Genomic DNA, 23,468 nt, shown 5'->3' on the forward strand with positions numbered 1-23,468 from the left:
TGTAGCCATCAGCGTTCAAGCGGCCTGATCCACAAGGGCGCGGATGCTGTCGGTCTTCACCAAGGTGCGGCGGCCGATCTTGACCGTCTGGAGTTTTCCAGCACCAATCAGTTCGTAGATCTTGGTATGGCCAAGGCCTAGAACCTTTTTCGCTCCATCTACTGTAACCGTGAGGGGTTCCATTTTGTCGCTCCTGAATGCTGGCGGTGGCCAGCGGGCGACAGCGAATTAGCGCGTTCTTTCGCGGGAAATCCAAGGACTCAATCTGGCAATCTCGTCCGGGCGGAAATCACCACTCCCATCGGACTACGCCGCGTAGCCCGCTTGCCGTTTAAATATCCGGCCGGATCTGGTCACCGCTGATCGCCAGTGTGCATCACCAACGACGCCTACGCGGCGAAGGTCTTCAGACCCATGATAGCAATCCATACGGAGGCGATCGTTGATCGGTTTGGCCCCCCAAGTCGCGATGGCATCGCTCGTCCAACGCGACATTGTATCCCATTCCTGTCCGAATGCGTCCGCTAGAGCCGAGTGCCTATCGACGGTCGCGATGCCCAATCCATCTAGGTACGCGTTCCAACGATTAGCTCGAAACTTGGCGACAAGCAGCCTCACCTTTTTTCGGTATCCCGGCAGCTTCGCAGTCAGGACGGGTGCGTCGCCCCGAGCGATGGACTCGCACTCGTCGGCCAAAGCCTCGAAGCTGTCCTGACGCGCGTTCGGCATGATGCCGGCAAACAGCTGAGCAGGCCAATGTAGACGATCAGCCAAGGCTAGCAGGTGATCCTTCCGATCATCAGACGAGGCAGTGCCGTAGGCAAGGGTGAGCACCTCAGGACCACACATCAGCGCGGATATATCGAGAGTATGGGCGAGTAGCTTGCGGGCCTCTAATCGACGCCATTCCGCGGGTGCCGCAGTCCGAGCTTCGAAATGCTCCTTCATGTAAAAAAAGGTGGAGACGTCTTCGAGTGCCTCGTCCTCAGTGATGGTGCGATCTTGCGTCATGCGATCTGCTCCATCGCCTTTCCGTTGATCACAAAGCTCCCCCAAGCTTCCAACAAGGTTCTCCGCATCTCGATGAAGTTCGTTCGCTTGTAGGCGCGCACCACCTTCTCCGGCACGACATGCGCCAGCGCCGCCTCGGCCACCGCATCAGGGATATGGCTCATTCGCTCGGCGGCCCAATCTCGAAACGAGCTGCGGAAGCCATGCGAGTCGTATCGGAACCCAGCGTCACGCAGCATTTTGTTCATGGTCATATCCGAGAGCAGCCCCCCTTGTCGGCCAGGGAATACCAGATCGTCTGGCTTGACCGTCCGCTCCGCCTGCATCCGCTCCAGTAGGGTCACCGCCGCAGAGTTCAGGGTGACGGTATGCGCCACGCCACCCTTCATCATGTCGGCTGGGATGCGCCATTCCCGAGCGGGGATGTCAATCTGTCCCCAGCGTGCACCCCTCGCCTCGCCTGGCCGAACCGCGGTAAGCAACTGAAAAAGCGTGACGCGTCGCCCATAGGTCTGAGCCTTACCGCTAAGGACAGCCACAAACTTCGGGACGTCGGTGTAGGGCATAGCCTTATAGTTGCCGCCCTTCGGCTGCCGCGGGAGGGAAGCGGTCACCGATTTGACCGGTGCCTCGGTCGGTCGCCACCCTTTCGCATGAGCGAAGTTGAGCACCCGGCCAATCCGCTGTCGTACCTTGCGGCCCATGTCCGGCTTGCTGGTCCAGATCGGCTCCAGAACCTTGCTGATGTCGCTCGCGGTGATCACGTCGACACGGTGATCACCGATAATAGGGAATGCGTGCAGCTCCAGCGATCGGAGGAACGTCGCTGCATCTTTCTCTTTCCGTCCATCTTTCCACGCAGCGTGCGCGTCCTTGGCCGCGTCACGGAATTTGGGGATGCTGCGTCGCTCACGGTCACGCTCGAAGATGGGATCAAGGCCGGCCTTGGTCGCCTCGCGCAGCATGCGGGCCTTCTCACGCGCCTCACTAAGGGTCAGCAGCCGACGGTTCATCAGCGGGATTTCTATTGGCGATACCTCACCCTTCCCGACGGAACGCGGCGAGATGTCGGCCGTGCCTAGCCCGACGTCCTGACGCTTGCCTTCTTTCTGGATGCGCAGCACCCAAGAGCGTGCACCGGTGGGGGACACGTACAGGTACAGCCCCTGCCCGTCGTGATGCCGACCAGGCGCGGCATTGCGAACCGCTGGCGCCGACAATCGGAGTGTATCTTTCCCACCTTTCATTCCCACACTCTTGCGCGGTTGGTGGCGAACGTCAACGAACAATAGCGGAACGATATTCCAGAACGCCGAGGGAACAGCGTGGGCTGAACGATCAGCAGCGAACAACTACGAACATCAAGTTAGATGCATCTCGGCCGCACCACTTTTTCAGTCGGAACGGATCATCCGCTACCGCGCCTCCTCCGGGCGCAGGGGCCCGACCGGCGTCAGGCGGCGCCGAGCCGACGCAGATAGGCGGTCACCGCGGTACAGCCCTGATCGCTCAGCGAGATTTCCATGCGCCGGCGGTCGATGGGGTCGATGACCCTGTCGATCAGCTTCAGCTTGTGGAGGTGGTCGATCCAGCGCTGCGACGTCGTCACCGGTGCATGCGCACTGGCGACCAGCGTCTTGACGTTCATCGTTCGCCGCTCTTCCTGCGCGACGAACAGCGCGAGCAGCATGTCCCAGGCGGGCTCGTGGAACAGTTCGGCGGGAAAGTGATCGAACCGCGCCATCCGCTGCGCGAGCAGCTGCTTGGCGAGTTCGCGCGGATCGAGCGTCGCCGTGCCCATCGGCACGCCGGCGTCCGGCTCCAGCGTCAGCCGATCGGCGCGCGATCCGAATTCAACGGCAATGGCAGAGAGTTGCGTAGTGAGGTCCTTGACCAGACCGGCAATGGACTCATTGGGCACGTCGCATTCCCCGTCGCGTCGTTGGCGGCGGCGAACTTATCATTCGGTTGGCGAAAAACACAAGCATATCGGGTATATGGCAGCTTTGGTCCTATCCGGTGCGGCCCCATCGCCCGCGCCGTGCCTGCGGCATCCCGTGCTGCGTCCTCTGCTGCATCCTTGTCAGGTCGTCGAACGTTGCTCATCCTCCCATATCCCGCGGACCTGCCCCGCGGACCGGAAGGACCAGGCTGCTGCCCGCCGACATCGCTCATCTGAATGCCGTCGGCACCGCCGTGCCGCCCCATGACGTGCACCACGCCTTCATCGCCTGGGCGAGCGACCGGGTGGACGACCGGGCGCGGCCGCTGTTCGCGCGGATGGCCGCGCGCGCCGGGATCGCGCATCGCTGGTCGGTGCTGCCCGGCGTCGGCGGGGCAAGCGCGGTGGAGGCGGGCGGCTTCTACGCCGACGGCATGCCGGGCACCGCCGCGCGCATGGCGATCTATGCCGATGCGGCGCCGGGGCTGGCACTGGCGGCGATCGATGCGCTGGGCGAACAGGTCGGCCTCGACGGCATCACCCATCTGGTGGTCGCGAGCTGCACCGGCTTCGTCGCCCCCGGGATCGACCAGATCATCGCCGCGCGGCTGGGACTGTCGTCCGCCGTGGAACGCCTGCTGATCGGCTTCATGGGCTGTTACGCGGCGATCGTGGCGCTGCGCAGCGCCCGGCATATCGTCCGGTCGGACCCGGCGGCGCGGGTGCTGGTGGTGACGGTCGAACTGTCGTCGCTGCACCTGCAGCAGGAGGATGCGGTCGAACCATTGCTGGCGATGCTGCAGTTCGGCGACGGCGCTGCGGCGGCACTGGTTAGCGCGGACGCGACCGGCATCGCGCTCGGCCGTCCGTTCGCCGCCAACCTGCCCGACAGCGCGGCGCTGATCCGCTGGACGATCACCGACACCGGCTTTGCGATGCATCTGGACGGTGCGGTGCCGGCACGGATCGGCACTGCGCTGGCCGAGCCCGGCTTCGTCGCCACGATCACCGGCGGCACGCCGCCCGCCGACCTGTTCTGGGCGGTCCATGCCGGCGGTCGTTCGATCCTCGATGCGGTGCAATCCGCGCTCGCCCTGCCTGCCGATGCGCTCGCGGCGTCGCGCGGCGTGCTCGCCGACAATGGCAACATGTCGTCGGCGACGCTGATGTTCGTGCTCGCGCGCCTGCTCACCGATCCGCCCGCCGCGCACGCCGGCGTCGCGCTCGCCTTCGGACCTGGCCTCGCCGCCGAAGGGCTCCACCTGCGATTCGTGGCATGACGCTGGCGACGCGGGCGCAGGCCGAGGAACTGATGGATGCGGACGACCTGCCCGCGGACACCTATGCCGCGGTCGTCGCCGACCTCGCCCGCGTCAACGTCGTGACGCTGGCGGCACGACCGACGCTGGCGTTCCTCGACCGGGTGACGCGTGGACGGACGGCGCTGCGGCTACTCGACGTCGGCTATGGCGATGGCGACATGCTGCGCCGGATCGCGCGCTGGGCGGCGCGGCGCGGCATCGCGGCGGAGCTCACCGGGATCGACCTCAATCCGCGCAGCGAGGCGGCGGCGCGTGCGCACACGCCGCCCGGCACCGCGATCACGTGGCGGACCGGCGATTATGCCGAGCTGGCCGGCGGCGGCTGGGATGCGATCGTCTCCAGCCTGGTCGCGCATCACATGACGCAGGCGCAGCTCGTCGCTTTCTTGCGGTTCATGGAGGCGGAGGCGGCGCGCGGCTGGCTGGTCAACGATCTGCACCGCCACCGTTTCGCGCATGCCGGCTTTCCGCTGCTCGCCACGCTTGCGCGCTGGCATCCGATTGTGCGCCATGACGGCAGGCTGTCGATCGCGCGCTCCTATCGCCCCGCCGAATGGCCGCCGCTGCTCGCCGCGGCGGGCGTCACCGACGCGCGGGTGTTCCGCGCCTTTCCGTTCCGGCTATGCGTCGAACGGCTGCGCTGATCGTCGGCGGCGGCCCGGCAGGGTCGGCGGCCGCGATCCGGCTGGCCGCGGCGGGTGCGCGGCCGTTGCTGTTCGAGCGCCATCCCGACGCCGATGCGCTATGTGGAGGGTTCGTCAGCTGGCGGACGCTCGAACGGATCGCGGCGCTGGGCGTCGATACCGACGCGCTCAACCGCGACCGGCTGACTCAGGTGACGATCTTCGCCCGCGGCCGCATCCGCGAAGCCGCGCTGCCGCGGCCGGCGCTCGGCGTCTCGCGGCGGCGGCTCGACACGCTGCTGCGCGACGCGGCGCGGCGCAGCGGTGCAGCGATCGAGACCGGCGTCACCGTCCGCCATGTCGAGGGGCTGACCGCACATCTCGCCGACGGTGCCGCGATCGCCGCGGAGGCGCTGTTCCTCGCTACCGGCAAGCACGACCTGCGCGGCCTCGCGCGCCCGGCCACGGCGCGCGGGCCCGATCCGACGCTCGGCATCCGCGTCCGTCTGGCCCCCGCCCCGGCGCTGCGCCGCCTGCTCGCCGGGCGGATCGAGTTGCACCTGTTCGAATCGGGCTATGCGGGGATTGCGCTGCAGGAGGACGGCAGCGCCAATCTGTGCATGGCGGTGCACCGGTCGCGGCTGCACGATGCCGGCACCCCGGCAGACCTGCTTGCGGCACTGGGGTGCGAGCTGCCCCGGTTCGGCGATCGGGTCGCGCATCTCGCCGCCGACGCGCCCGTCGATGCGATCGCCAACGTCCCTTATGGCTGGCGCCAGCGCAGCGGCACCCCCGGGCTGTTCCGGCTCGGCGACCAGGCGGGCGTCATCCCTAGCCTGGCGGGCGAGGGCATGGGCATCGCACTGGCAAGCGGCATCGACGCCGCCGAGGCGTGGCGCGACGGCGGTCCGGCCGCGGCGGCGGAGTGGCAGGCGCGGTTCGCGCGCCGTCTCGCCCGGCCGATGGCGGTCGCGGGCGCGGTGCGCGCCATCGCCGAGAGCCGCTGGTCGGCGCCCGTCGTGGCGATGATGCCGGCGCGACTGATCCAGGTCATGGCCCATGCGACCAGAATGACCCCATGATGGTTGACGCAGCCCCCTCCCCTCCCAAGATTGGCCTTATGGATCAGCTGAACCTTTCGGAAACCGAGTGGCGCAAGCGGCTTACGCCGGCGCAATATCATGTCCTGCGCGAAGCGGGGACCGAACGCGCCTTTGCCGGCGCGCTCACCGACAACAAGGCGGACGGCACCTATGCCTGCGCCGCCTGCCATCTCGAGCTGTTCGACAGCGCCGACAAATACGACAGCGGGTCGGGCTGGCCGAGCTTCACCCAGCCGGTCGCGGCCGACCGCGTCGCGGATCATACCGATACCAGCCACGGCATGACGCGGACGGAAACGCGCTGTGCCCGCTGCGACAGCCATATGGGTCATGTCTTCCCCGACGGCCCGCCTCCGACCGGCCTGCGCTATTGCATGAATTCGATCGCGCTGGAGTTCCACGCCCGCAAGTAAGGGCGCCCGCGGGCTGCCCGCTCCGGCCGGTGCGGGGCGGGCGGGACGGACACGGACGTCGCGCAGGACGTGACGCGGCCACCGCTTGTAGCGGGCGCGGTTAACCGGTAATCGCCACGGTCTTCATGGCCCGTGCGCGTACCCCCCGCTCCGCTCCCGTTCGCCGCTCGCCTTGGCGTCGGCGGATCGTCGTCACCCTCCAGATCCTGATCGGCCTCGGCGTCCTTGCGCTCGGCGCGCTCGCCATCGCCGTCTATGTGGCGCGGTCCCAGCTGCCGAGCTTCGACGAGCTCAAATCCTCGCCCAACGGCCAGATGATCCGCGTCCATGCCGCCGACGGCAGCGTGATCGTGTCGATGGGGCCGAGCTATGGCGAATGGCTGGCCTATGGCCAGATCCCGCGGGTGATGCGTGACGCCACCGTCGCGGTTGAGGATCGCCGTTTCTACAGCCATCCCGGCGTCGACCCGCTCGGCATCGCGCGCTCGGTGATGGTCCGCTACGAACGCGGACGCTGGATCCAGGGCGGATCGACGATCACCCAGCAGCTGGCGCGCAACGTCTTCCTCAACAACCAGAAGAAGTTCGGCCGCAAGTTCCGTGAATGGATCCTCGCGCTCGCGCTGGAGCGCAAGTTCAGCAAGGAACAGGTGCTCGAACTTTACTTGAACAAGGTCTATTACGGCGGCGGCGCCTATGGCATCGACGCCGCCAGCCGCAAGTTCTTCGGCCATGGCGCCGAACGGCTGAGCCTCGCCGAGGCGGCGGTCATCGCCGGGCTGGTCAAGGCGCCGTCCAATTATTCGCCGACCGCCGATGCGCAGGCCGCGGTCGGCCGCGCGGGCGTCGTGCTCGATTCGATGGTCCGCTATGGCGCGATCACGCAGGGACAGGCCGACGATGCCAACCCCCGGTCGCTGGAGCTGGCGCCCGAACCGCGCCAGAACAGCGCGCGCTATTTTACCGACTGGGCGCTGCCGCAGCTCGATACGCTGATCGACGAGACCGAGGCGCCGCTCGACGTCTGGACGACCCTCGACCTCGGCATGCAGCGCGACGCCGATGCCGCGGTCCGCGCCAATGCGCCGGCGGGCGCGCAGGGGGCGCTGGTCAGCCTCGACCGCGACGGCGCGGTGAAGGCGATGGTCGGCGGTAAGGATTACGTGTCCTCGATCTACAACCGCGCGACGCAGGCGCAGCGGCAGCCGGGGTCGGCATTCAAGTTGTTCGTGTATCTCGCGGCGCTGGAGGCGGGGCACAAGCCCGAGGATACGGTGGTCGACGAGCCGGTGACGATCGACGGCTGGAGCCCGCGCAATGATTCGCGGCGCAATTCCGGATCGGTGACGCTGCGCACCGCCTTCGCCTATTCTCTTAACACCGTCGCCGCCAAGCTGGGGCAGGAGGTGGGCTTCACCACAGTCGCCGACATGGCGCGTCGCTTCGGTATCACCACGCCGGTCAACACGCACCCCTCGATGGTGCTCGGCACCTCCGACGTCCGCCTGATCGACATGACCCGCGCCTTCGCCAGCGTCGCCAACAAGGGCGTGGCGATCACGCCCTATGGCATCACCAAGGTCACCGCGAACGGCCAGACGATCTACACGCACGAGGTCGATCGCAGCCGCGTGCTTGTCGCGCCCTATGTCGCGGCGCAGATGACCGACCTGCTCCAGACCGCGGTCAACACCGGCACCGGTCGCGCCGCGCAGATCGGCCGCCCGGTAGCAGGCAAGACCGGCACCACCAGTTCCTCCAAGGACGGCTGGTTCCTCGGCTTTTCCAGCGGCCTCACCACCGGCGTGTGGATGGGCCGCGACGATGCGCGCCCGATCAGCGGCCTGCACGGCGGCACCGCCCCGGCCCGCGCCTTCGCCGCGTTCATGAAGCCCGCCACCGCCAGCCGCCCGATCGAACAGTTCGAGACGCAGGTGACACTGCCCGAATGGCAGCTGGAGCCGGACGAGGAGAGCTATTTCGGCCAGCCCGACAATGGCGGGATGATGGTGGACGAGGACGGCAATCCGATCCCGCAACAGTCGCGCGACGAGGAACAGCAACTGCAGGACGACACCGGCGCGCCGCCCGCCCCCGCCGCCCAGCCGCAACAGCAGCTCGACGATCTGATCGATCGCGTCACCGGCCGCGACCAGCCCGGCACCGATCGCCGGGAGGAACGTCGGGACGATCGGCGCGACCCAGCGGTCCCGGGCCGCCAGCCGCTAGCGCGCGACGACCGCCGCGATCCGAATGCGCCAGTCCGCCAGCCGCTGCCGCGGCCGGTTCAGGACGATCGCCCGATCCAGTGAAGCCCCGCCCCGTGCGTGCGCAGCCAGGCGCGCGCCGGGGCCGGATCGCTGCCGTACAGCCGCTCGACCAGCGCGTGAAACGCAGGCGCATGGTTCATGTGGACGCGATGCGCGACTTCATGCGCCACCGTCGCGCGCAGCACCCAGCCGGGCGCGAGGATCAGTCGCCAGCTGTAACGGATGACGCCGTCATGCGCGCAACTGCCCCAGCGCCCGCGCGCATCGCCGATCGCGACCTTGCTGACGATCACGCCCGCCTTGGCGGCATAAACGGCGGTTTCCGCGACGAGCCGATCGAGCGCCTGCCGCTTCAGCCACGTCTCGACGCGCCGCGGCAGCGTATCGAGCGGCCCGGATAGCGACAGCGTCTCGCCGACCAGCTCGACCCGCCGCCGGCTGCCCGGTTCCCAGACGATCGTCAGCGAGCGGTCGGCGACGGTCAGCACCATGCCCGGCCCATAGGGGCGCGGCTGGGGCAGGCGGGCACGCTGTTCGGCGATCCATTCGACCTTGCCCTGCGCCCAGGCAAGCGCCGGCTTCAGCGCCGCGCGCCGCGGCACCACCAGCCGCGCGACGCCGCTCGCCGGATCGAGCGACAGCCGGATGCGCCGCGCGGTCGGATGGCGGACGACCTCGAACGGCGCGCTCACAATTCGCGGTCGACGATATGGTTTTCGAGGTCGCCGACGTCGTCCTCGCTGACCGTCCAGCCTCGCACCGAGATGCCGGCGGTGTGCACCGATTCCCGGTCGCCGCTGATGAGGTAATGCCAGTCGCGCAACGGCTCGCCCGCGGCGCGCAGGCGATAGGCGCAGGTCGACGGCAGCCAGTCGATCCCGCGCACGTTGCCCGCGGTCAGCCGCACGCATTCCGGCACATAGGCGCGGCGATTCTTATAGTCCGAACAGAAGCCGCTGCGCCGGTCGAGCAGGCGGCAGGCGACGTTGGTCGCCACCACCTCGCCCGTGTCCTCGTCCTCCAGCTTGTGGATGCAGCATTTGCCGCAGCCGTCGCACAGCGCTTCCCACTGGCCGCGGTCGAGCTGCTCGATCGGCAGCTCCCAGAATCTAACCATGGTATGTCGTCATTTCGCCCAGCGCCTGATCTCGTCCGCCACCGCCTGCGGCCCCTTGTCCGACGGCAGCAGCGCGAGCGGCTTGCCGTCCGGGTCCATCAAATAGCTGGTGCGGCTGTGGTTCACCAGATAGCCGCCGCCGGGCTGCGGGTCGCCCTTCCCCGCGAACACCCCATAGGCCTTCGATATCGTGGCGATCTGCGCCGGCGTGCCGGTCAGCCCGACCATGCGCGGGTGGAAGCTGGCGACGAAAGTCTTCAACACCGCGGGTGTGTCGCGGTCGGGATCGACGCTGACGAAGACCGGCGCGATGCGTTTGGCGAGTGCGGGATCGCTCGCGTCGAGCATCGCCAGCCCCTTGCCGATCGCCGCCGCATCGGTCGGGCAGACGTCGGGGCAGAAGGTATAGCCGAAATACATGATCCGGTAGCGGCCGGCGAAATCGCGGTCGGTGACGGTGCGGCCGTCCTGGTCGGTCAGCGTGAACGGGCCGCCGATCTTCGCACCCGCCAGCGGCGGCGTTTCGGTCGCGGCGGGCTGGCAGGCGGTGAGCGCAGCAGCGATGGTGACGGGGACGGCGAACGGGACGAGGCGCAGAATGTTCATGACCGCGCCAGCTGTGATCTGTTACCGACAGGGCTGCAAGTTTCGTCTTTGAGGGACCGTCCATGATCCGCCCGCACCTCCTCTCCGCCCTCGCTCTCGTCACGCTCGCGGTGCCGGCGGCGGCGCAGCAGCAGTCGGAAAGCTACAAATTCCTCTCCGCGATCGAGAAGGAGGACGGCAAGGCCGTCACCACGATGATCGAGACGCCGGGCAGCACGATCATCAACACCAAGGCGGTGACGACCGGCAAGGGTGCGCTCCACATTCTGGTCGGCCATTCGGGCAGCATGTACGTCCAGTATCTGCTGCAGCACAAAGCCGATCCGAACATCCGCGACGCCAAGGGCAACACCCCGCTGATGCTGGCGGCGATGGCAGGGCGCGAGGATCTCGTCGACCTGCTGCTGACCTACAAAGCGAACCCGAACCTCGCCAATTCCTCGGGCCAGAGCGCGCTGATCCTCGCGGTCAACGCCCGCAACGAGGCGATCGCGCGGACGCTGATCGCCAAGGGGGCCGATCCCGACCAGACCGACAATATGGCCGGCCTGTCGGCACGCGACTATGCGCTGCGCGATTCGCGCAACCCGGTGATGGTCGCACTGTTCAAGGATGCCCCCAAGAAGGTGCGCGTGCAGGTGTCCGGCCCGAAGTTCTGAACCGCCGGCGGTGGGTCGGGGCGCTTCAGATCCCGACCAGCCGCGCCACCGCCGCGAAGTCCGTCGCGACCGCGTCGACGCCGATCGTCAGCAGCCGCGCATCATGGCCGATGCCGCAATGCGTGCCCGCGCACAGGCCGATGACATAGCCGCCGGAGGCCACCGCCCCGGTTGCGCCGACCGGCGAGTCCTCGATGATCGCGCAATCGGCGATGTCGACCCCCAACGCCCGCGCCCCGTGCCAGTAGAGGTCGGGGGCGGGCTTGCCCTTTTCGACATGCTCGCGGCCGCTGTAGATATGGTCGCCGAACGCGTCGTCCAGCCCGATATGCTCCAGATGCCGCCGGATCCAGCGCGTCGGACTGGACGACACCACCGCGCGCGGCAGGTCGGCGGGCAATGCGCGGACGAACGCCGCCGCGCCCGACACCGCATCGATCCCCGCCGCCATCGCGCGCGCATCCTCCGCCTCGCGCGCCGCCTCGAACCCGGCCGGCAGCGGGCCGCCGATCCAGCGCTCGATCGCCGCGCGAAAGTCGGCGCCGGCCAGCCCCATGAAATTGGCCATCGAATCCTCCGGCGTGGTCAGATGCCCCGCCGCGGTCAGCCATTCGGCGATCTGGCGATTGCCGGCATATTCGCTCTCGATCAGCACGCCGTCGAAATCGAAGAGCAGCCCGCGAAACCTCATGCCCGCGCTCCGAACAGCGCGCTGCCGACGCGCACATGCGTTGCGCCTAGCGTCACCGCAGTCTCGTAATCCGACGACATGCCCATGCTGAGCCCGGTCAGCCCGGCGTCGCGCGCCAGCTTCGCGAGCAAGGCAAAATAGGGTGCGGGTTCGAGGTCGGCGGGCGGGATGCACATCAGCCCGGCAACCGGCAGGTCCGCGGCGCGCGCGCGATCGAGCAATGCCGGCAGGTCCGCGATCGGACAGCCGCCCTTCTGCGCTTCGGCGCCGATATTGACCTGCAGGAAGCAATCGGGCCGGCGCCCCGCCTTCGCCATCGCGGCGGCGAGCGCATCGACCAGCGACGCGCGGTCGACCGCGTGGATCGCGTCGAACAGGGCGACCGCCTCGTCCGCCTTGTTCGACTGCAACTGGCCGATCAGGTGGAGCGTCGCATCGGGATAGGACTCGCGCAGCGCCGGCCATTTCGTCGCCGCCTCCTGCACCCGGTTCTCGCCGAACACGCGCTGGCCCGCCGCCAGCAGCGGCACGATCGCCTCGGCCGGATGCGTCTTCGACACCGCGATCAGCGTCACCCCGGCGGGTTCGCGACCGGCGATACGGGCAGCGTGGGCGATGACGGCGGTGACGGCGTCGAGCGGGGTCGGGGGAGTGGCAGCGATCATGCGCGCCGCTATAGCGAGCCGGTGGCCAATCTGAACCGCAATTGCGCGCCCCGCCGCCACGCCTGGCTGATGACCGATACGCGGATCGGCGACGCGCTGCTGCCGAGCCTACTGGCGCTGCCGCCCGGGGCGGGCGTGGTGTTCCGCCATTACGACCTGCCGCGCGCGGAGCGGCATCGGCTGTTCCTGCGCGTGCGGCGGCTGGCGCAGGCGCGCGGCCTGCGGATCAGCGTCGCAGGCGGCCTGCCGGGGGCCGGGGCGCATAACGGCCGACGCGCCTTGACCCATGCGGCGCACGATCGTCGTGAGGCGATGACGGCGATGCGGGCGGGCGCGACATGGCTGTTCGTATCGCCGTTGTTCTCGACGCGATCGCACGTCGGTGCGACGCCGCTGGGAGTGCGCAGGGCGTTGCCGATCGCCTGCGGGCTACGGGCCCAGGCCATCGCCCTGGGGGGCATGACCGCGAAACGCTGGCTGCGATTGCGCCGCTATGGCTTCGCCGGCTGGGCCGCGATCGACGGGCTGGTCGTCACCCGCCGCTAGGACCGATCGATATTCAGCCCTCACGGCCTGCAAATGGCGGTTTCACATGGTTCCGGTACTCACGTGCCGGCAGTACGCTGCGCTCCGGGTCACGCGAAGCGACCGTTTTCGGCACGTCATCGTCTGAATGTCGATCTGCCCGGAGCGGCCGGCGATCCGCCGGATCAGAAGCGGAAGGCGGTGCCGACGTAGACCGACTGGCTGTCGCGCCGGGTGTCGTCGAGCCGCGCCAGCCGCTCGCGATCGGAGCGATAGCGCATGCCCGCGGTGACATCGAGGTTGCGGGTCAGCGAATAGGAGCTGCTGACGTCGACCGAATAGCTCGGCAGTTCCTGCGTCAGCTTCGGCGTGTTCTCGAGCGGGCGATCGGCGACCGCGACGATGCGGCTGCTTGCGCGTCCGGTGCGATAGCTGAGCGCGACATCGGTCGATTCGCGGCTACCCGGGATCGGACCGAGATCGACACGGTTGACCGCGCCGGATACGGCGAAGCGCTTCCAGCCCACCGACACGCCCAGGTTATAGGCGATCGGCTGGATGCCGACGGTCGGCGTCGCCGAAGCGCCGGTGCGGCTGGCATCGACCAGCGCCGTGCGGTTGGTCCGGGCGCGGACCGCAACGGTCACAGCGCGCTTGTCGCGGGCCTCTGCAGGCGTGAAGCGGAAATCGGCGCCGTCGAGGCCGCCACGGGCAATCGCCGCGGCGAGGCGCGGATCGGCGGCCGCCGGCGTGAACGATCCGGCGAAGCGCGACGTGATCGCCCGCTTGGCCGGTTGTGCGCGTTCGCTTGCACCGAAGGCAGGCGCGACGACGACGCCGGTAGCGACCAGCGCTCCCGCCATCATCACAGTCACTGCACGCCCCACGGCACGCTTGGCAAACACTAGCAGTCCCCTCGACTCCCGCTGCAACGCGCCTAACACGATTCCGGCCCGTGCCAATATGGAAGCGTTGCTGCCCGACGCATCATTTTGTCCGACTGTTGCAATAGGCACACAGATTCTGGAACGTCGCGCCACCATTCGCCGCCGCCAAGCGTCGCTTGCGGGTGCCCCCCCGCATCTATAGAGCGAGAGCGCCCTTTTTATCGCAGGACAGTTTCGCCCATGATCCGCTCGTTGCGCACCGCCCTCATGGTCGCCGCCATCGCCCTGCCGCTCGCCGCCTGCGGCGGCCGCGGCGGCAATGCTGTCGCCAAGACCGACCTCGCCGCCTCCAAGGTCACGACGATCGGCGTCAACGCCTATCTGTGGCGCGCCAGCCTCGACACCCTGTCGTTCATGCCGCTGGTGCAGACCGATTCCAACGGCGGCGTCATCGTCACCGACTGGTACGTCAATCCGCAGGTCCCATCCGAGCGGATGAAGGTCACCGTGTCGATCCTCGACCAGGACCTGCGCGCCGATGCGGTGCGCGTCGCAGCGCTGCGCGAGGTCAACCGCGGCGGCCAGTGGGTGTCCGCTCCCGTTGCCGCCGCCACCACGCAGAAGCTCGAGGACGTCATCCTCACCCGCGCCCGCGACCTGCGCCGCGCCTCGATCGCCGGATAAGCGCCATTATGGTTACGCGTTTCAACGCGCTGAAGGCGGACCAGACCTGGCAGAAGGTCTGGGACGATCGCCAGACCTTTGCCGCCCGCGACCATAGCGGCAAGCCGCAGACCTACGTGCTGGAGATGTTCCCCTATCCTTCGGGGCGCATCCACATGGGCCATGTCCGCAACTATACGATGGGCGACGTGCTGGCGCGGTTCCGCCGGATGCGCGGCTACGAGGTGCTCCACCCGATGGGTTGGGACGCGTTCGGCATGCCCGCCGAGAATGCGGCGATGGAGAAGGGCGTCCACCCCGGCACTTGGACGCTCGCCAACATCGAGACGATGAAGGCGCAGCTGAAGCGCCTCGGCTTCGCGCTCGACTGGTCGCGCGAGTTGGCAACGTGCAAGCCCGATTATTACGGCCACGAACAGGCGCTGTTCCTCGACATGTTCGCCGCCGGGCTGGTCTATCGCAAGGAATCGGCGGTCAACTGGGACCCGGTCGACATGACCGTGCTCGCCAACGAACAGGTGATCGACGGCCGCGGCTGGCGATCGGGCGCGCTGGTCGAGAAGCGCAAGCTCAGCCAGTGGTTCCTCAAGATCACCGACTTCGCCGACGAACTGATCGAGGGGCTCGGCGCGCTCGAACACTGGCCGGACAAGGTCAAGCTGATGCAGGAGAACTGGATCGGCAAGAGCCAGGGCCTCACCTTCGGCTTCGACGTCTCGGAGGGCGGGCGGGTCGAGGTCTTCTCGACCCGGCCCGACACGATCTTCGGCGCCAGCTTCGTCGCGGTCGCCGCCGATCACCCGATCGCGCAAGGCATCGCCGACCGTCCCGAGGTCGCCGCCTTCATCGCGCTCTGCAAGCAGGGCGGCACCACCGCGGCCGAGCTGGAGACGCAGGAAAAGCTCGGCTTCGACACCGGCCTCACCGCGGCGCATCCGTTCGACGCAACCCGGCGGTTGCCGATCTACATCGCGAACTTCGTGCTGATGGACTATGGCACGGGCGCGGTCATGGGCGTGCCGGCGCACGATCAGCGCGATCTAGACTTCGCCCGCAAATACGGGCTGGCCGTGCAGCGCGTCGTCTCCGACGGCGACACGACCGATGCCGTTTTCGCCGGCAACGAGGCCTATACCGGCCCCGGCGCGCTGGTGAATTCGCATTTCCTCGACGGCATGGACGTGGAGGACGCCAAGCGCGCGGTCATCACCCGCGCCGAGGCGGGCGGCTGGGGCAAGGGCTCAACCGTGTTCCGCCTGCGCGACTGGGGCGTCAGCCGCCAGCGCTATTGGGGAACGCCGATCCCGATCGTCCACTGCGCCGATTGTGGCGCGGTCGCGGTGCCCAAGGAACAGTTGCCGGTCGTGCTGCCGGAGGACGTGTCCTTCGCCGTGCCCGGCAACCCGCTCGATCGCCACCCGACGTGGAAGCATGTCGATTGCCCGTCCTGCGGCAAGCCCGCCGTGCGCGAAACCGACACGCTCGACACGTTCGCGGATTCGAGCTGGTATTTCATCCGCTTCGCCAGCCAGCCCAAGGACCGGCCGTTCGACCGCGCCGTCGCCGAAAGCTGGCTGCCGGTCGGCCAGTATATCGGCGGCGTGGAGCATGCGATCCTCCACCTGCTCTACGCACGTTTCTGGACGCGGGCGCTCCGGCATCTGGGCCTGCTCGACATCGCCGAACCGTTCACCGGCCTGTTCACACAAGGCATGGTGACGCACGAGACGTACAAATCGTCGGACAACCGCTGGCTGTCGCCCGACGACGTTCGTGACGGGATCGAGGTCGCGACGGGCAACCCGATCACGGTCGGCCGCGTCGAGAAGATGTCGAAGTCGAAGAAGAATACCGTCGATCCCGAACCGATCGTCGATCAATACGGCGCCGACGCGACCCGCTGGTTCATGCTATCCGATTCCCCGCCCGAACGCGACCTGCCGTGGAGCGAATCGGGGATCGAGGGCGCATGGCGCTTCGTCCAGCGGCTGTGGCGGCTGTTCGACGGCGACGATGCCGAACCCGGCGCCGAGGGTTCCGGGGGGGGCGACGACCCCGCGCTCGACCGCAAGCTGCACCAGACGATCCTCGCTATCGAACAGGATATCGAGGCGCTCGCCTTCAACAAGGCGGTGGCGCGGATCTACGAACTCTGCACCGCGATCGAACGCGCCGCGCCCTCGCCGTCGCGCCGCACCGCGATCCACACGCTGATGCTGCTCGTCTCGCCGATGGTGCCGCACGTCGCCGAGGAGGCATGGGCCGCCAGGGGTCTCGACGGCCTGATCGCCGACGCCGCCTGGCCGCAGGTCGATCCGACGCTGCTGGTCGAGGACGAGGCGACGATCGCGATCCAGGTCAACGGCAAGCTGCGCGACACGCTGACCGTGCCGAAGGACCTGTCGCGCGCAGAACTCGAGGCGCTGGCGATGGCATCCGACAAGATCGTCCGTATCCTGGACGGCAAGGCCCCCAAGAAGGTGATCGTCGTGCCCGGACGTCTGGTGAATATCGTCGCATGAGGCGCCTGCTGCTCCTCGCACCGCTCGTGCTGGCGCTCGCCGGCTGTGGCCTCAAGCCGCTCTATGGCGGCGGCGCAGGCGGGGCGGTCGCCGCCACGCTCGCCAATGTCGAGGTCGCACCGATCGACGGCAAGTCGGGCTGGCTGATGAGCAACGCGCTCCGCGACCGATTGGCGGCGAGCGGCACGCCGCAATACCGGCTCGACGTGCGGCTCGACGACCGGATCGCCGGCTTCGGCGTCCGCCGCGACGACAGCATCACCCGCGAACGCCGCACGCTGCGCGCGCGCTATCAGTTGGTGAGCCTGACGGATGGCAGCGTGCTGATCGATGCGACCGCCGGGTCGGATGCCGGGATCGACGTCGTCCAGTCGGAATATGCGACGATCGCGGCGGAGAATACCGCGCTGGAGCGGCTCGCGGGGATCGTCGCCGACCAGATCGTCGCCCGCCTCGCACTCTATGTGCAGCGCCGCGGCACCCCCGAGGCCCCGCGGTGAAGGCCAATGCGCGCGACATACGGTCCGCGCTCGAACGCCCCTCCCCCGACATCCGCCTCTATCTGCTCCACGGTCCCGACGGGTCCGCGACCGCCGAACTGGCCGGTGTCCTCGCCAAGGCGATGGGGCCGGAGGCGGAGCGCGTCGACCTCGACGGCGCGGTCTTGCGTTCCGATCCGGCGCGCCTGTCCGACGAGGCCGCCTCCCTGTCGCTGTTCGGCGGCGCGCGGCATATCCGCGTCTCCCCTGCCGGCGAGGAATGTCTGGAAGCGTTCACCGCGCTGCTGGCCGCCGAACACGCCGGCAACCCGGTGGTTGCGCTGGCCCCCACGGTCAAGTCGACGGCGAAGATCGTCAAGCTGGCGATCGATTCGCGCCGGGCGATGGCCTTTGCGGCCTATGAGCCCAGTGTGGCCGATCTGGAACGGCTCGCGGCCGGGATTGCACGCGACCACGGCCTGCGCCCCGGCGGCAGCGTCGCGGCACGGCTGGCCGCCTCCTGCGGCGGCGATCGCGCGGTGCTGGCGCGCGAGGTCGAAAAGCTCGCGCTGTTCCTCGACGCCGCGCCGGATCGGCCGCACGATCTGGACGATGCCGCGCTCGACGCGATCGGTGCCGATCTGGGCGAGGCGGAGATGAGCCAGGTCGTCGACGCGGTCGTTACCGGCCACACCGCAATGCTCGGCGCCGAACTCGCAAAATTGGGCGAGGCCGGCACCTCCCCTATCCCCTGGCTGCGGCTGCTCGCCCGCAAGCTGATGACGCTCGCCGAGATGAAGGCGGAAATTGACGCGGGCGCGACGCAGGATACGGTCTTCAAGCGCCACCGCATCTTCTTCCGCGAGGAACAGAGCATCGCGCAGGCGTTGCGCCGCTGGAATCCGGCGATGCTGTCCACCGCCCTCACGCGCGTCCGCCACGCCGAGCGTGCGGTGATGGCGAGCGGCAATGCCGGAAGCGTGCTGGCCGACCATGCGCTGACCGAGCTGACCCGCGGCCTCGAGCGCCGCGGCTGAGATCAGCGCGGCGTCAACACCCGCGCGAACAGCGACAGCGCCCAGCCCGTCGCCTCCGCGAACAGCGCCGGATCGTACCGCGGACCCTCGTCGCGCAGAAACGCATGCTGCGCGTTGACCTCATGCCATTCATAGGTCGCGCCGACCGCCTCTAGCCGCGCGCGGATCGCCTCACGACCGGCGAAAGGCACATGCGGGTCCTGCCGCCCGAAGACGAACAGGGTTTCGGCCTGCAATTCGGCCATGCGGGCGAGGCTGTCGTCCGACCGCCCCTCGCCCAACGTCCCGGAATGGATATTGGTCGGATAGAACAGCACCGCCGCCGCGACGCGCGGATCGAGCGCCGCCCGATAGGCGAGATGCCCGCCGAGGCAGACGCCGACCGTCCCCAGCCGGCCGTTGCATGCGGGATGGGCCGCCAGCGCATCCAGCGTGCGCGTGGCATCCGCATCGAACGCCGCCACCGGCTTGGCGAACTTCAGCGCATTGCCGCGATCGGTGCCTGCCGTATCATAGGCCAGCACCGTCCCCGGTGCCTCGTAGTCATGATAGACCTCCGGCACCGCGACGACATGGCCATGCCCTGCGAACCAGGCCGCCAGTCGCCGGATCGGCGCGGTGACCTGATAGATCTCCGAATAGAGTACCAGCCCTGGATAGCGGCCCGCGTCCGCCGGGCGGAACCAGTGCACCCGCATGACGCCGTCAACCGCGGGCAGATCGTCATGTTCGTCCGATCGCAGGATCATCAGATCGTATCGCCGGTCAGGCGCTGGCAGACCATGTCGAGCTGGTCGAGCGTCGCATAGGTCAGCGTCAATGTGCCGCCCTTCTCGCTATGCGCGACACGGACGTGCAGGCCGAGCAGATCGGACAATTGCCGTTCCAGCGCGGCGATATCCGCATCCGGCGCCGCGGCGGGCGCGGGGTGGCGGCTGCCACCGCCCCCTGCCCGTTCGGGTTTGGCGCCCTTGGCGAGCTTTTCGGTTTCGCGCACCGACAGGCCGCGCGCGACCACCTGCTCCGCCAGTGTCTCGACGTCCCGGGCGCCGAGCAGCGCGCGGGCATGCCCCATCGACAGCGATCCGTCGGTCACCCGATCCTGCACTGCCGCCGGAAGTTCCAACAATCGCAACAGGTTGGCGACATGGCTTCGCGATTTGTGGACGATCTTGGCCAGCGCCTCCTGCGTATGGCCATAATCGCCGGCAAGCCGCTGATAGGCTTGCGCCTCTTCGATCGCATTGAGGTCCTGACGCTGGATGTTCTCGATCAGCGCGATCTCGAGCGTCTGCGCATCGTCGAAGTCGCGGACGACGACCGGTACCTCGTGCAACCGTGCGCGTTGCGCCGCGCGCCAGCGGCGTTCGCCGGCGACGATCTGATAGTCATGGCCGTGCGGGCGAACGACGATCGGCTGGATCAGGCCGCGAGACGCGATCGATGCCGCCAGCTCGTCGAGCAGGGCATCGTCGAAATGCCGGCGCGGCTGGTCGGGATGCGGCGACAGCGCGCTGACCGGCAGCATGCGCACGCCGGTCGGGACGCTGCCTTTCGCGCCCGGCGCGACGGGGGCTTCGCTCGCCATCTCGCCGAGCAGCGCGCTCAGCCCGCGGCCGAGCCCGCCCGGTCGACCGGCCCGCTTCGACGCATCGCTCACGCCGCCACCGCCGTCGTCTGCGGCAGGCGCGCGATCAACTCGCGCGCGAGATCGATATAGGCCTGCGAGCCGGAGCAGCGGTGATCGTAGATCAAGGCCGGTAGTCCGTGGCTTGGTGCTTCGGACAGCCGCACGTTGCGCGGGATGACCGTATCGAACACCACCCGCCCTAGCACCGCGCGCACGTCGGCCGACACCTGTTCAGTCAGCCGGTTGCGGCGATCGTACATAGTGAGCGCGACGCCGAGGATGGCGAGGCCGGGATTGAACCGTTCGCGGATCCGCTCGACCGTGGTCAGCAATTGCGAGAGCCCTTCCAGCGCGAAGAATTCGCATTGCAGCGGCACGAGCAACTTATCCGCGGCTACCATGGCGTTGATCGTCAGCAGGCCGAGCGACGGCGGGCAGTCGATCAGGATGATGTCCCACCGACCCTTCACCTGCGCCAGCGCCCGGTCGAGCCGGTGGGTGCGATGATCGAACTCGACCAGCTCGATCTCCGCGCCCGACAGATCCTGCGTCGCGGGCACGAGGTCGAGACGGGGAACGCGGGTGGTGATGACCGCATCCGCGATCTCCGCCTCGCCGACGAGGACGTGATAGCTCGACCGACCGCGCTGTGCGTGGCCGACGCCGAGCCCGGTCGAGGCGTTGCCCTGCGGATCGAGATCTATCAGCAGCACGCTCTTACCGGTGGCAGACAGCGCCGTGGCGAGATTGATCGCGCTCGTCGTCTTGCCGACGCCGCCCTTCTGATTGGCCACCGCAATAGTCGTCATCGTGCAGGTCCCCTGCTGCGCTCGACGATCAGGATCGAAGAATCCGGATCGGTCACGGAGTGTTTCACGTGGAACAATCGGGTTCGGTCATGTCGGAGAATGTCGAACTGGTCCGGCTCGATCCGCCCCCGAGGCAATATCCACCGCGTGCCCGGTGTGGCGCAATGGCCTGCCGCTTGCAAAAGCTTTTCGACGGATGCGACCGCGCGGGCTGAAATAACCGCGAACTGCCCTTTCACCACTTCGACCTTGCTGGCGAGGACAACCGCATTGGCGATGCTCAACCGGTCGACGCAATCGTGCAGAAAGTCCGCGCGCTTCTTCCGCGGTTCGACCATCGTCACCGGTCCGTCGCGCAACAGCGCCACAACGATGCCGGGGAAACCGCCGCCTGTGCCGATGTCCAGCCATGCGCCGATCGATTGTTCCACGTGAAACAATAGCTGTGCCGAGTCCAAGCCGTGCCGTACCCAAATGGTCGGAATCGTGGAGGGTGCGATGAGGTTCTGCCGTTCGTTCTCATCGCGGACGAGGTCGAGGAATGCCGCCACCCGCTCCGTCTTCTGCTCGCCGAACCGGTCGGCGATCACTGCCTTGGCTTCGTCCTCGGTCATGCTGCCCGCCGTTGTGCATAGAGATAGATGGCAGACAGCGCTGCCGGCGTGACCCCGCGCACCCGCGATGCAGCCCCCAGCGACCCGGGCTGTGCGGCGGTCAGCCGATCGATCATCTCGTTCGAAAGACCCGGTATCGCGGCATAGTCCAGTCCGTCAGGGAGCGGCACCGCCTCCTCCCGCCGCATCCGCGCCACCTCGTCGGCCTGCCGCTCCAGGTAAGGCGCATAACGCGCATCTTCAACAATCTCACCCAACACCGCCTGCTCCCCCACCACGAACGCCTCCGGCGCGATCAGATCGAGCGTCACGGATGGCATCCGCAGCCAGTCGTAGAGACTGCGCCGGCTGCCATCCTGGGCCACCTGCACGCCGGCTCTCGCCATATCCGAAGCAGTGCGTTCCGATGCCAGCAGCGTTCTCACCTGCGATCGTTCCGCCTCCCGGCGGCGCTGGTGGGCCTTTCGTTTACTTCCCAGACAGCCCAGACCCGCGGCCGTCTCGCCCAGCCTGGTTTCGGCATTGTCAGCGCGGAGGGACAGCCGGAATTCAGCACGGGCGGTGAGCATGCGATACGGCTCCGTCACGCCCTGCAGCACCAAATCGTCGATCATCACACCGGTGTAGCTTGACGCGCGATCGAGTACGCAGGGATCCAGATCACACGCCTCAGCTGCCGCGTTCAGCCCGGCAACCAGTCCTTGCCCGGCGGCCTCTTCATATCCGGTGGTGCCGTTTAGCTGCCCTGCGCAATAGACACCGGGGATCGCGGCGAGCGCTAGCCGCGCGTCCAGCGCACGCGGATCGAGGTAGTCGTATTCGACCGCATAGCCGGGCATTGTGATCGTGGCGCGTTCGAGCCCAGCGATACTGCGGATCATCGCCGCTTGGACATCGGTCGGCAGCGAGGTGGATAGACCGTTCGGGTAGACGGTCGCATCGTCCAATCCCTCGGGTTCGAGGAAAACTTGATGGCCGTCGCGGTCGCCGAAGCGGTGGACCTTGTCCTCGATCGACGGGCAATAGCGGGGCCCCTGCCCCTCGATCGCCCCACTAAATAAAGGCGACCGGTTGAGGCCGCTGCGGATGGCATCATGAGTTGCGGCATTGGTGCGGGTGATCGCACAAGCGACCTGCGGCAACAGTCGCTCGCCGGTCATCGGCGACATTGTCCACGGGTCGGTATCGGAGGGCTGCTCCTCCAATCGACCCCAGTCGATCGTGCGGCCGTCGAGCCGTGGTGGCGTCCCCGTCTTGAGCCGTTCCAGTGGCAGCGCCAGCGCGCGAAGCTGCTCGGCGAGCTTGCGGGCCGGGCGCTCGCCGATCCGCCCGCCTTCATGCCGTTCGTTGCCGCGGAACATTCGTCCGCCCAGGAAAGTGCCGGTGGCAAGGACGATTGTCCGACTGTGGATGTGGCTACCGTCTGCCAGCACGACCCCCTTCGCACGGTCGCCGGTCAGCACCAGCGCGTCAACGTCGCCTTCAACGATCGTTAGGCAGGTTTGGGTTGCGAGCATTTGCTGGATCGCGCCGGCGTAAAGCCGCCGGTCAGCCTGCACCCGGGGGCCGTGCACCGCCGCGCCCTTGCTGCGATTGAGCATGCGATAGTGGATCGCCGCGGAATCGGCGGCACGGCCTATGAGGCCATCGAAGGCGTCGACTTCGCGTACGATATGCCCCTTTCCCAGCCCGCCGATCGCGGGGTTGCACGACATCGCGCCTATGTGGCGGCGGCCGTGGCTGATAAGCAGGGTGTTGGCTCCACGCCTCGCGGCGGCTGCGGCGGCTTCGGTGCCAGCATGGCCACCGCCGACGACGATCACGTCATACATAATTTGCGCCTAAGCGAGAGCCGCGGT

26 protein-coding genes are annotated in these 23,468 nt (G+C 68.0%); 11 read left to right on the plus strand and 15 right to left on the minus strand.

Annotated elements, in window-relative coordinates; genetic code table 11:
* Positions 1–15 precede the first annotated feature (15 nt).
* From AC1RTO_RS14040 to AC1RTO_RS14055, 4 genes are all read right to left on the minus strand, one after another.
* Complete coding sequence (locus tag AC1RTO_RS14040; RefSeq protein WP_493161432.1) at positions 16–183, minus strand: helix-turn-helix domain-containing protein; 168 nt, start codon at positions 181–183, stop codon at positions 16–18.
* A gap of 123 nt (positions 184–306) precedes the next feature.
* On the minus strand, positions 307–1,011 hold the full coding sequence (locus AC1RTO_RS14045) for a hypothetical protein (protein WP_493161433.1): 705 nt from the start codon (positions 1,009–1,011) through the stop codon (positions 307–309).
* Complete coding sequence (locus AC1RTO_RS14050; protein WP_493161434.1) at positions 1,008–2,363, minus strand: tyrosine-type recombinase/integrase; 1,356 nt, start codon at positions 2,361–2,363, stop codon at positions 1,008–1,010. Before AC1RTO_RS14050 ends, AC1RTO_RS14045 begins: the two co-directional genes overlap by 4 nt.
* 101 nt (positions 2,364–2,464) lie before the next feature.
* The gene (locus AC1RTO_RS14055; RefSeq protein WP_493161435.1) at positions 2,465–2,932 is read right to left on the minus strand and encodes a hypothetical protein; all 468 of its coding nucleotides are present in this window, start codon (positions 2,930–2,932) and stop codon (positions 2,465–2,467) included.
* A gap of 233 nt (positions 2,933–3,165) precedes the next feature.
* Between AC1RTO_RS14055 and AC1RTO_RS14060 the strand changes: the two genes are divergently transcribed.
* From AC1RTO_RS14060 to AC1RTO_RS14080, 5 genes are all read left to right on the plus strand, one after another.
* Positions 3,166–4,233 carry a type III polyketide synthase gene (locus AC1RTO_RS14060; protein WP_493161607.1) on the plus strand — a complete coding sequence of 356 codons (1,068 nt, stop codon included), beginning with the start codon at positions 3,166–3,168 and terminating at the stop codon, positions 4,231–4,233.
* The gene (locus AC1RTO_RS14065) at positions 4,230–4,919 is read left to right on the plus strand and encodes a methyltransferase domain-containing protein (protein ID WP_493161436.1); all 690 of its coding nucleotides are present in this window, start codon (positions 4,230–4,232) and stop codon (positions 4,917–4,919) included. Before AC1RTO_RS14060 ends, AC1RTO_RS14065 begins: the two co-directional genes overlap by 4 nt.
* Positions 4,898–5,980, plus strand: coding sequence for an NAD(P)/FAD-dependent oxidoreductase (locus tag AC1RTO_RS14070; protein WP_493161437.1), 1,083 nt, complete (start codon positions 4,898–4,900; stop codon positions 5,978–5,980). Before AC1RTO_RS14065 ends, AC1RTO_RS14070 begins: the two co-directional genes overlap by 22 nt.
* Positions 5,981–6,018: 38 nt before the next feature.
* Positions 6,019–6,414, plus strand: a complete 396-nt coding sequence (gene msrB, locus AC1RTO_RS14075; RefSeq protein ID WP_293875949.1) for a peptide-methionine (R)-S-oxide reductase MsrB — start codon at positions 6,019–6,021, stop codon at positions 6,412–6,414.
* A gap of 125 nt (positions 6,415–6,539) precedes the next feature.
* Entirely contained in the window at positions 6,540–8,726 is a 2,187-nt protein-coding gene (locus AC1RTO_RS14080) for a transglycosylase domain-containing protein (RefSeq protein ID WP_493161438.1), read from the plus strand.
* On the opposite strand, the gene AC1RTO_RS14085 is transcribed toward AC1RTO_RS14080, so the two are convergent.
* The 3 genes from AC1RTO_RS14085 to AC1RTO_RS14095 are packed head-to-tail and all read right to left on the minus strand — an operon-like array spanning position 8,702 to position 10,407.
* Positions 8,702–9,376 carry a M48 family metallopeptidase gene (locus AC1RTO_RS14085; protein ID WP_493161439.1) on the minus strand — a complete coding sequence of 225 codons (675 nt, stop codon included), beginning with the start codon at positions 9,374–9,376 and terminating at the stop codon, positions 8,702–8,704. The two genes, AC1RTO_RS14080 and AC1RTO_RS14085, sit on opposite strands and share 25 nt — an antisense overlap.
* Positions 9,373–9,801: a YcgN family cysteine cluster protein gene (locus AC1RTO_RS14090; protein WP_493161440.1), complete on the minus strand. Its 429-nt coding sequence runs from the start codon at positions 9,799–9,801 to the stop codon at positions 9,373–9,375. The genes AC1RTO_RS14085 and AC1RTO_RS14090 overlap by 4 nt, the downstream gene beginning before the upstream one ends.
* A gap of 9 nt (positions 9,802–9,810) precedes the next feature.
* Positions 9,811–10,407: an SCO family protein gene (locus AC1RTO_RS14095; protein ID WP_493161441.1), complete on the minus strand. Its 597-nt coding sequence runs from the start codon at positions 10,405–10,407 to the stop codon at positions 9,811–9,813.
* A 62-nt stretch (positions 10,408–10,469) separates the two neighbouring features.
* On the opposite strand from AC1RTO_RS14095, the gene AC1RTO_RS14100 reads away from it, so the two are divergent.
* Positions 10,470–11,066 carry an ankyrin repeat domain-containing protein gene (locus AC1RTO_RS14100; protein WP_493161442.1) on the plus strand — a complete coding sequence of 199 codons (597 nt, stop codon included), beginning with the start codon at positions 10,470–10,472 and terminating at the stop codon, positions 11,064–11,066.
* A gap of 25 nt (positions 11,067–11,091) precedes the next feature.
* On the opposite strand, the gene AC1RTO_RS14105 is transcribed toward AC1RTO_RS14100, so the two are convergent.
* Positions 11,092–11,757: an HAD family hydrolase gene (locus tag AC1RTO_RS14105; protein ID WP_493161443.1), complete on the minus strand. Its 666-nt coding sequence runs from the start codon at positions 11,755–11,757 to the stop codon at positions 11,092–11,094.
* The gene (locus tag AC1RTO_RS14110) at positions 11,754–12,422 is read right to left on the minus strand and encodes a YggS family pyridoxal phosphate-dependent enzyme (protein WP_493161444.1); all 669 of its coding nucleotides are present in this window, start codon (positions 12,420–12,422) and stop codon (positions 11,754–11,756) included. Before AC1RTO_RS14110 ends, AC1RTO_RS14105 begins: the two co-directional genes overlap by 4 nt.
* Positions 12,423–12,443: 21 nt before the next feature.
* Between AC1RTO_RS14110 and AC1RTO_RS14115 the strand changes: the two genes are divergently transcribed.
* Entirely contained in the window at positions 12,444–12,968 is a 525-nt protein-coding gene (locus tag AC1RTO_RS14115) for a thiamine phosphate synthase (RefSeq protein ID WP_493161445.1), read from the plus strand.
* A gap of 164 nt (positions 12,969–13,132) precedes the next feature.
* Here the strand turns inward: AC1RTO_RS14115 and AC1RTO_RS14120 are convergent, their stop codons facing one another.
* Entirely contained in the window at positions 13,133–13,813 is a 681-nt protein-coding gene (locus AC1RTO_RS14120; protein ID WP_493161608.1) for a hypothetical protein, read from the minus strand.
* Between the two features lie 261 nt (positions 13,814–14,074).
* Here AC1RTO_RS14120 and AC1RTO_RS14125 point away from each other — a divergent pair, with 261 nt between their 5' ends.
* Genes AC1RTO_RS14125 through holA form a run of 4 tightly spaced genes read left to right on the plus strand, consistent with a single transcriptional unit; the run spans position 14,075 to position 18,556 of the window.
* Positions 14,075–14,518 (plus strand): DUF3576 domain-containing protein, encoded by a 444-nt coding sequence (locus tag AC1RTO_RS14125; RefSeq protein ID WP_254288074.1) that lies wholly within the window; start codon positions 14,075–14,077, stop codon positions 14,516–14,518.
* A gap of 8 nt (positions 14,519–14,526) precedes the next feature.
* Entirely contained in the window at positions 14,527–17,040 is a 2,514-nt protein-coding gene (gene leuS, locus AC1RTO_RS14130; protein ID WP_493161446.1) for a leucine--tRNA ligase, read from the plus strand.
* Positions 17,037–17,540 (plus strand): LPS assembly lipoprotein LptE, encoded by a 504-nt coding sequence (gene lptE, locus AC1RTO_RS14135; protein ID WP_493161447.1) that lies wholly within the window; start codon positions 17,037–17,039, stop codon positions 17,538–17,540. The genes leuS and lptE overlap by 4 nt, the downstream gene beginning before the upstream one ends.
* On the plus strand, positions 17,537–18,556 hold the full coding sequence (gene holA, locus AC1RTO_RS14140; RefSeq protein WP_493161448.1) for a DNA polymerase III subunit delta: 1,020 nt from the start codon (positions 17,537–17,539) through the stop codon (positions 18,554–18,556). Before lptE ends, holA begins: the two co-directional genes overlap by 4 nt.
* A 2-nt stretch (positions 18,557–18,558) precedes the next feature.
* Here the strand turns inward: holA and AC1RTO_RS14145 are convergent, their stop codons facing one another.
* The 5 genes from AC1RTO_RS14145 to mnmG are packed head-to-tail and all read right to left on the minus strand — an operon-like array spanning position 18,559 to position 23,441.
* Positions 18,559–19,305 carry a dienelactone hydrolase family protein gene (locus AC1RTO_RS14145; protein WP_493161449.1) on the minus strand — a complete coding sequence of 249 codons (747 nt, stop codon included), beginning with the start codon at positions 19,303–19,305 and terminating at the stop codon, positions 18,559–18,561.
* Entirely contained in the window at positions 19,305–20,216 is a 912-nt protein-coding gene (locus AC1RTO_RS14150; protein WP_493161450.1) for a ParB/RepB/Spo0J family partition protein, read from the minus strand. The genes AC1RTO_RS14145 and AC1RTO_RS14150 overlap by 1 nt, the downstream gene beginning before the upstream one ends.
* On the minus strand, positions 20,213–20,995 hold the full coding sequence (locus tag AC1RTO_RS14155; protein ID WP_293875935.1) for a ParA family protein: 783 nt from the start codon (positions 20,993–20,995) through the stop codon (positions 20,213–20,215). The genes AC1RTO_RS14150 and AC1RTO_RS14155 overlap by 4 nt, the downstream gene beginning before the upstream one ends.
* Complete coding sequence (rsmG, locus tag AC1RTO_RS14160; protein WP_493161451.1) at positions 20,992–21,609, minus strand: 16S rRNA (guanine(527)-N(7))-methyltransferase RsmG; 618 nt, start codon at positions 21,607–21,609, stop codon at positions 20,992–20,994. The genes AC1RTO_RS14155 and rsmG overlap by 4 nt, the downstream gene beginning before the upstream one ends.
* Positions 21,606–23,441, minus strand: coding sequence for a tRNA uridine-5-carboxymethylaminomethyl(34) synthesis enzyme MnmG (mnmG, locus tag AC1RTO_RS14165; RefSeq protein WP_493161452.1), 1,836 nt, complete (start codon positions 23,439–23,441; stop codon positions 21,606–21,608). The genes rsmG and mnmG overlap by 4 nt, the downstream gene beginning before the upstream one ends.
* Between the last annotated feature and the right edge of the window lie 27 nt (positions 23,442–23,468).

The sequence above is a fragment of the Sphingomonas sp. GW821-FHT10F09 genome (assembly GCF_058809195.1).

What these genes read in the sequence shown, in the direction of transcription:
- lptE (WP_493161447.1), top strand. Translation starts at nt 17,037, where the DNA reads ATGAGGCGCCTGCTGCTCCTCGCACCGCTCGTGCTGGCGCTCGCCGGC.
- AC1RTO_RS14105 (WP_493161443.1), bottom strand. Translation starts at nt 11,757, where the DNA reads ATGAGGTTTCGCGGGCTGCTCTTCGATTTCGACGGCGTGCTGATCGAG.
- AC1RTO_RS14110 (WP_493161444.1), bottom strand. Translation starts at nt 12,422, where the DNA reads ATGATCGCTGCCACTCCCCCGACCCCGCTCGACGCCGTCACCGCCGTC.
- AC1RTO_RS14065 (WP_493161436.1), top strand. Translation starts at nt 4,230, where the DNA reads ATGACGCTGGCGACGCGGGCGCAGGCCGAGGAACTGATGGATGCGGAC.
- AC1RTO_RS14040 (WP_493161432.1), bottom strand. Translation starts at nt 183, where the DNA reads ATGGAACCCCTCACGGTTACAGTAGATGGAGCGAAAAAGGTTCTAGGC.
- AC1RTO_RS14080 (WP_493161438.1), top strand. Translation starts at nt 6,540, where the DNA reads ATGGCCCGTGCGCGTACCCCCCGCTCCGCTCCCGTTCGCCGCTCGCCT.
- AC1RTO_RS14120 (WP_493161608.1), bottom strand. Translation starts at nt 13,813, where the DNA reads ATGATGGCGGGAGCGCTGGTCGCTACCGGCGTCGTCGTCGCGCCTGCC.
- mnmG (WP_493161452.1), bottom strand. Translation starts at nt 23,441, where the DNA reads ATGTATGACGTGATCGTCGTCGGCGGTGGCCATGCTGGCACCGAAGCC.
- AC1RTO_RS14090 (WP_493161440.1), bottom strand. Translation starts at nt 9,801, where the DNA reads ATGGTTAGATTCTGGGAGCTGCCGATCGAGCAGCTCGACCGCGGCCAG.
- rsmG (WP_493161451.1), bottom strand. Translation starts at nt 21,609, where the DNA reads ATGACCGAGGACGAAGCCAAGGCAGTGATCGCCGACCGGTTCGGCGAG.
- AC1RTO_RS14070 (WP_493161437.1), top strand. Translation starts at nt 4,898, where the DNA reads ATGCGTCGAACGGCTGCGCTGATCGTCGGCGGCGGCCCGGCAGGGTCG.
- AC1RTO_RS14095 (WP_493161441.1), bottom strand. Translation starts at nt 10,407, where the DNA reads ATGAACATTCTGCGCCTCGTCCCGTTCGCCGTCCCCGTCACCATCGCT.
- AC1RTO_RS14125 (WP_254288074.1), top strand. Translation starts at nt 14,075, where the DNA reads ATGATCCGCTCGTTGCGCACCGCCCTCATGGTCGCCGCCATCGCCCTG.
- AC1RTO_RS14100 (WP_493161442.1), top strand. Translation starts at nt 10,470, where the DNA reads ATGATCCGCCCGCACCTCCTCTCCGCCCTCGCTCTCGTCACGCTCGCG.
- AC1RTO_RS14045 (WP_493161433.1), bottom strand. Translation starts at nt 1,011, where the DNA reads ATGACGCAAGATCGCACCATCACTGAGGACGAGGCACTCGAAGACGTC.
- AC1RTO_RS14155 (WP_293875935.1), bottom strand. Translation starts at nt 20,995, where the DNA reads ATGACGACTATTGCGGTGGCCAATCAGAAGGGCGGCGTCGGCAAGACG.
- msrB (WP_293875949.1), top strand. Translation starts at nt 6,019, where the DNA reads ATGGATCAGCTGAACCTTTCGGAAACCGAGTGGCGCAAGCGGCTTACG.
- leuS (WP_493161446.1), top strand. Translation starts at nt 14,527, where the DNA reads ATGGTTACGCGTTTCAACGCGCTGAAGGCGGACCAGACCTGGCAGAAG.
- AC1RTO_RS14145 (WP_493161449.1), bottom strand. Translation starts at nt 19,305, where the DNA reads ATGATCCTGCGATCGGACGAACATGACGATCTGCCCGCGGTTGACGGC.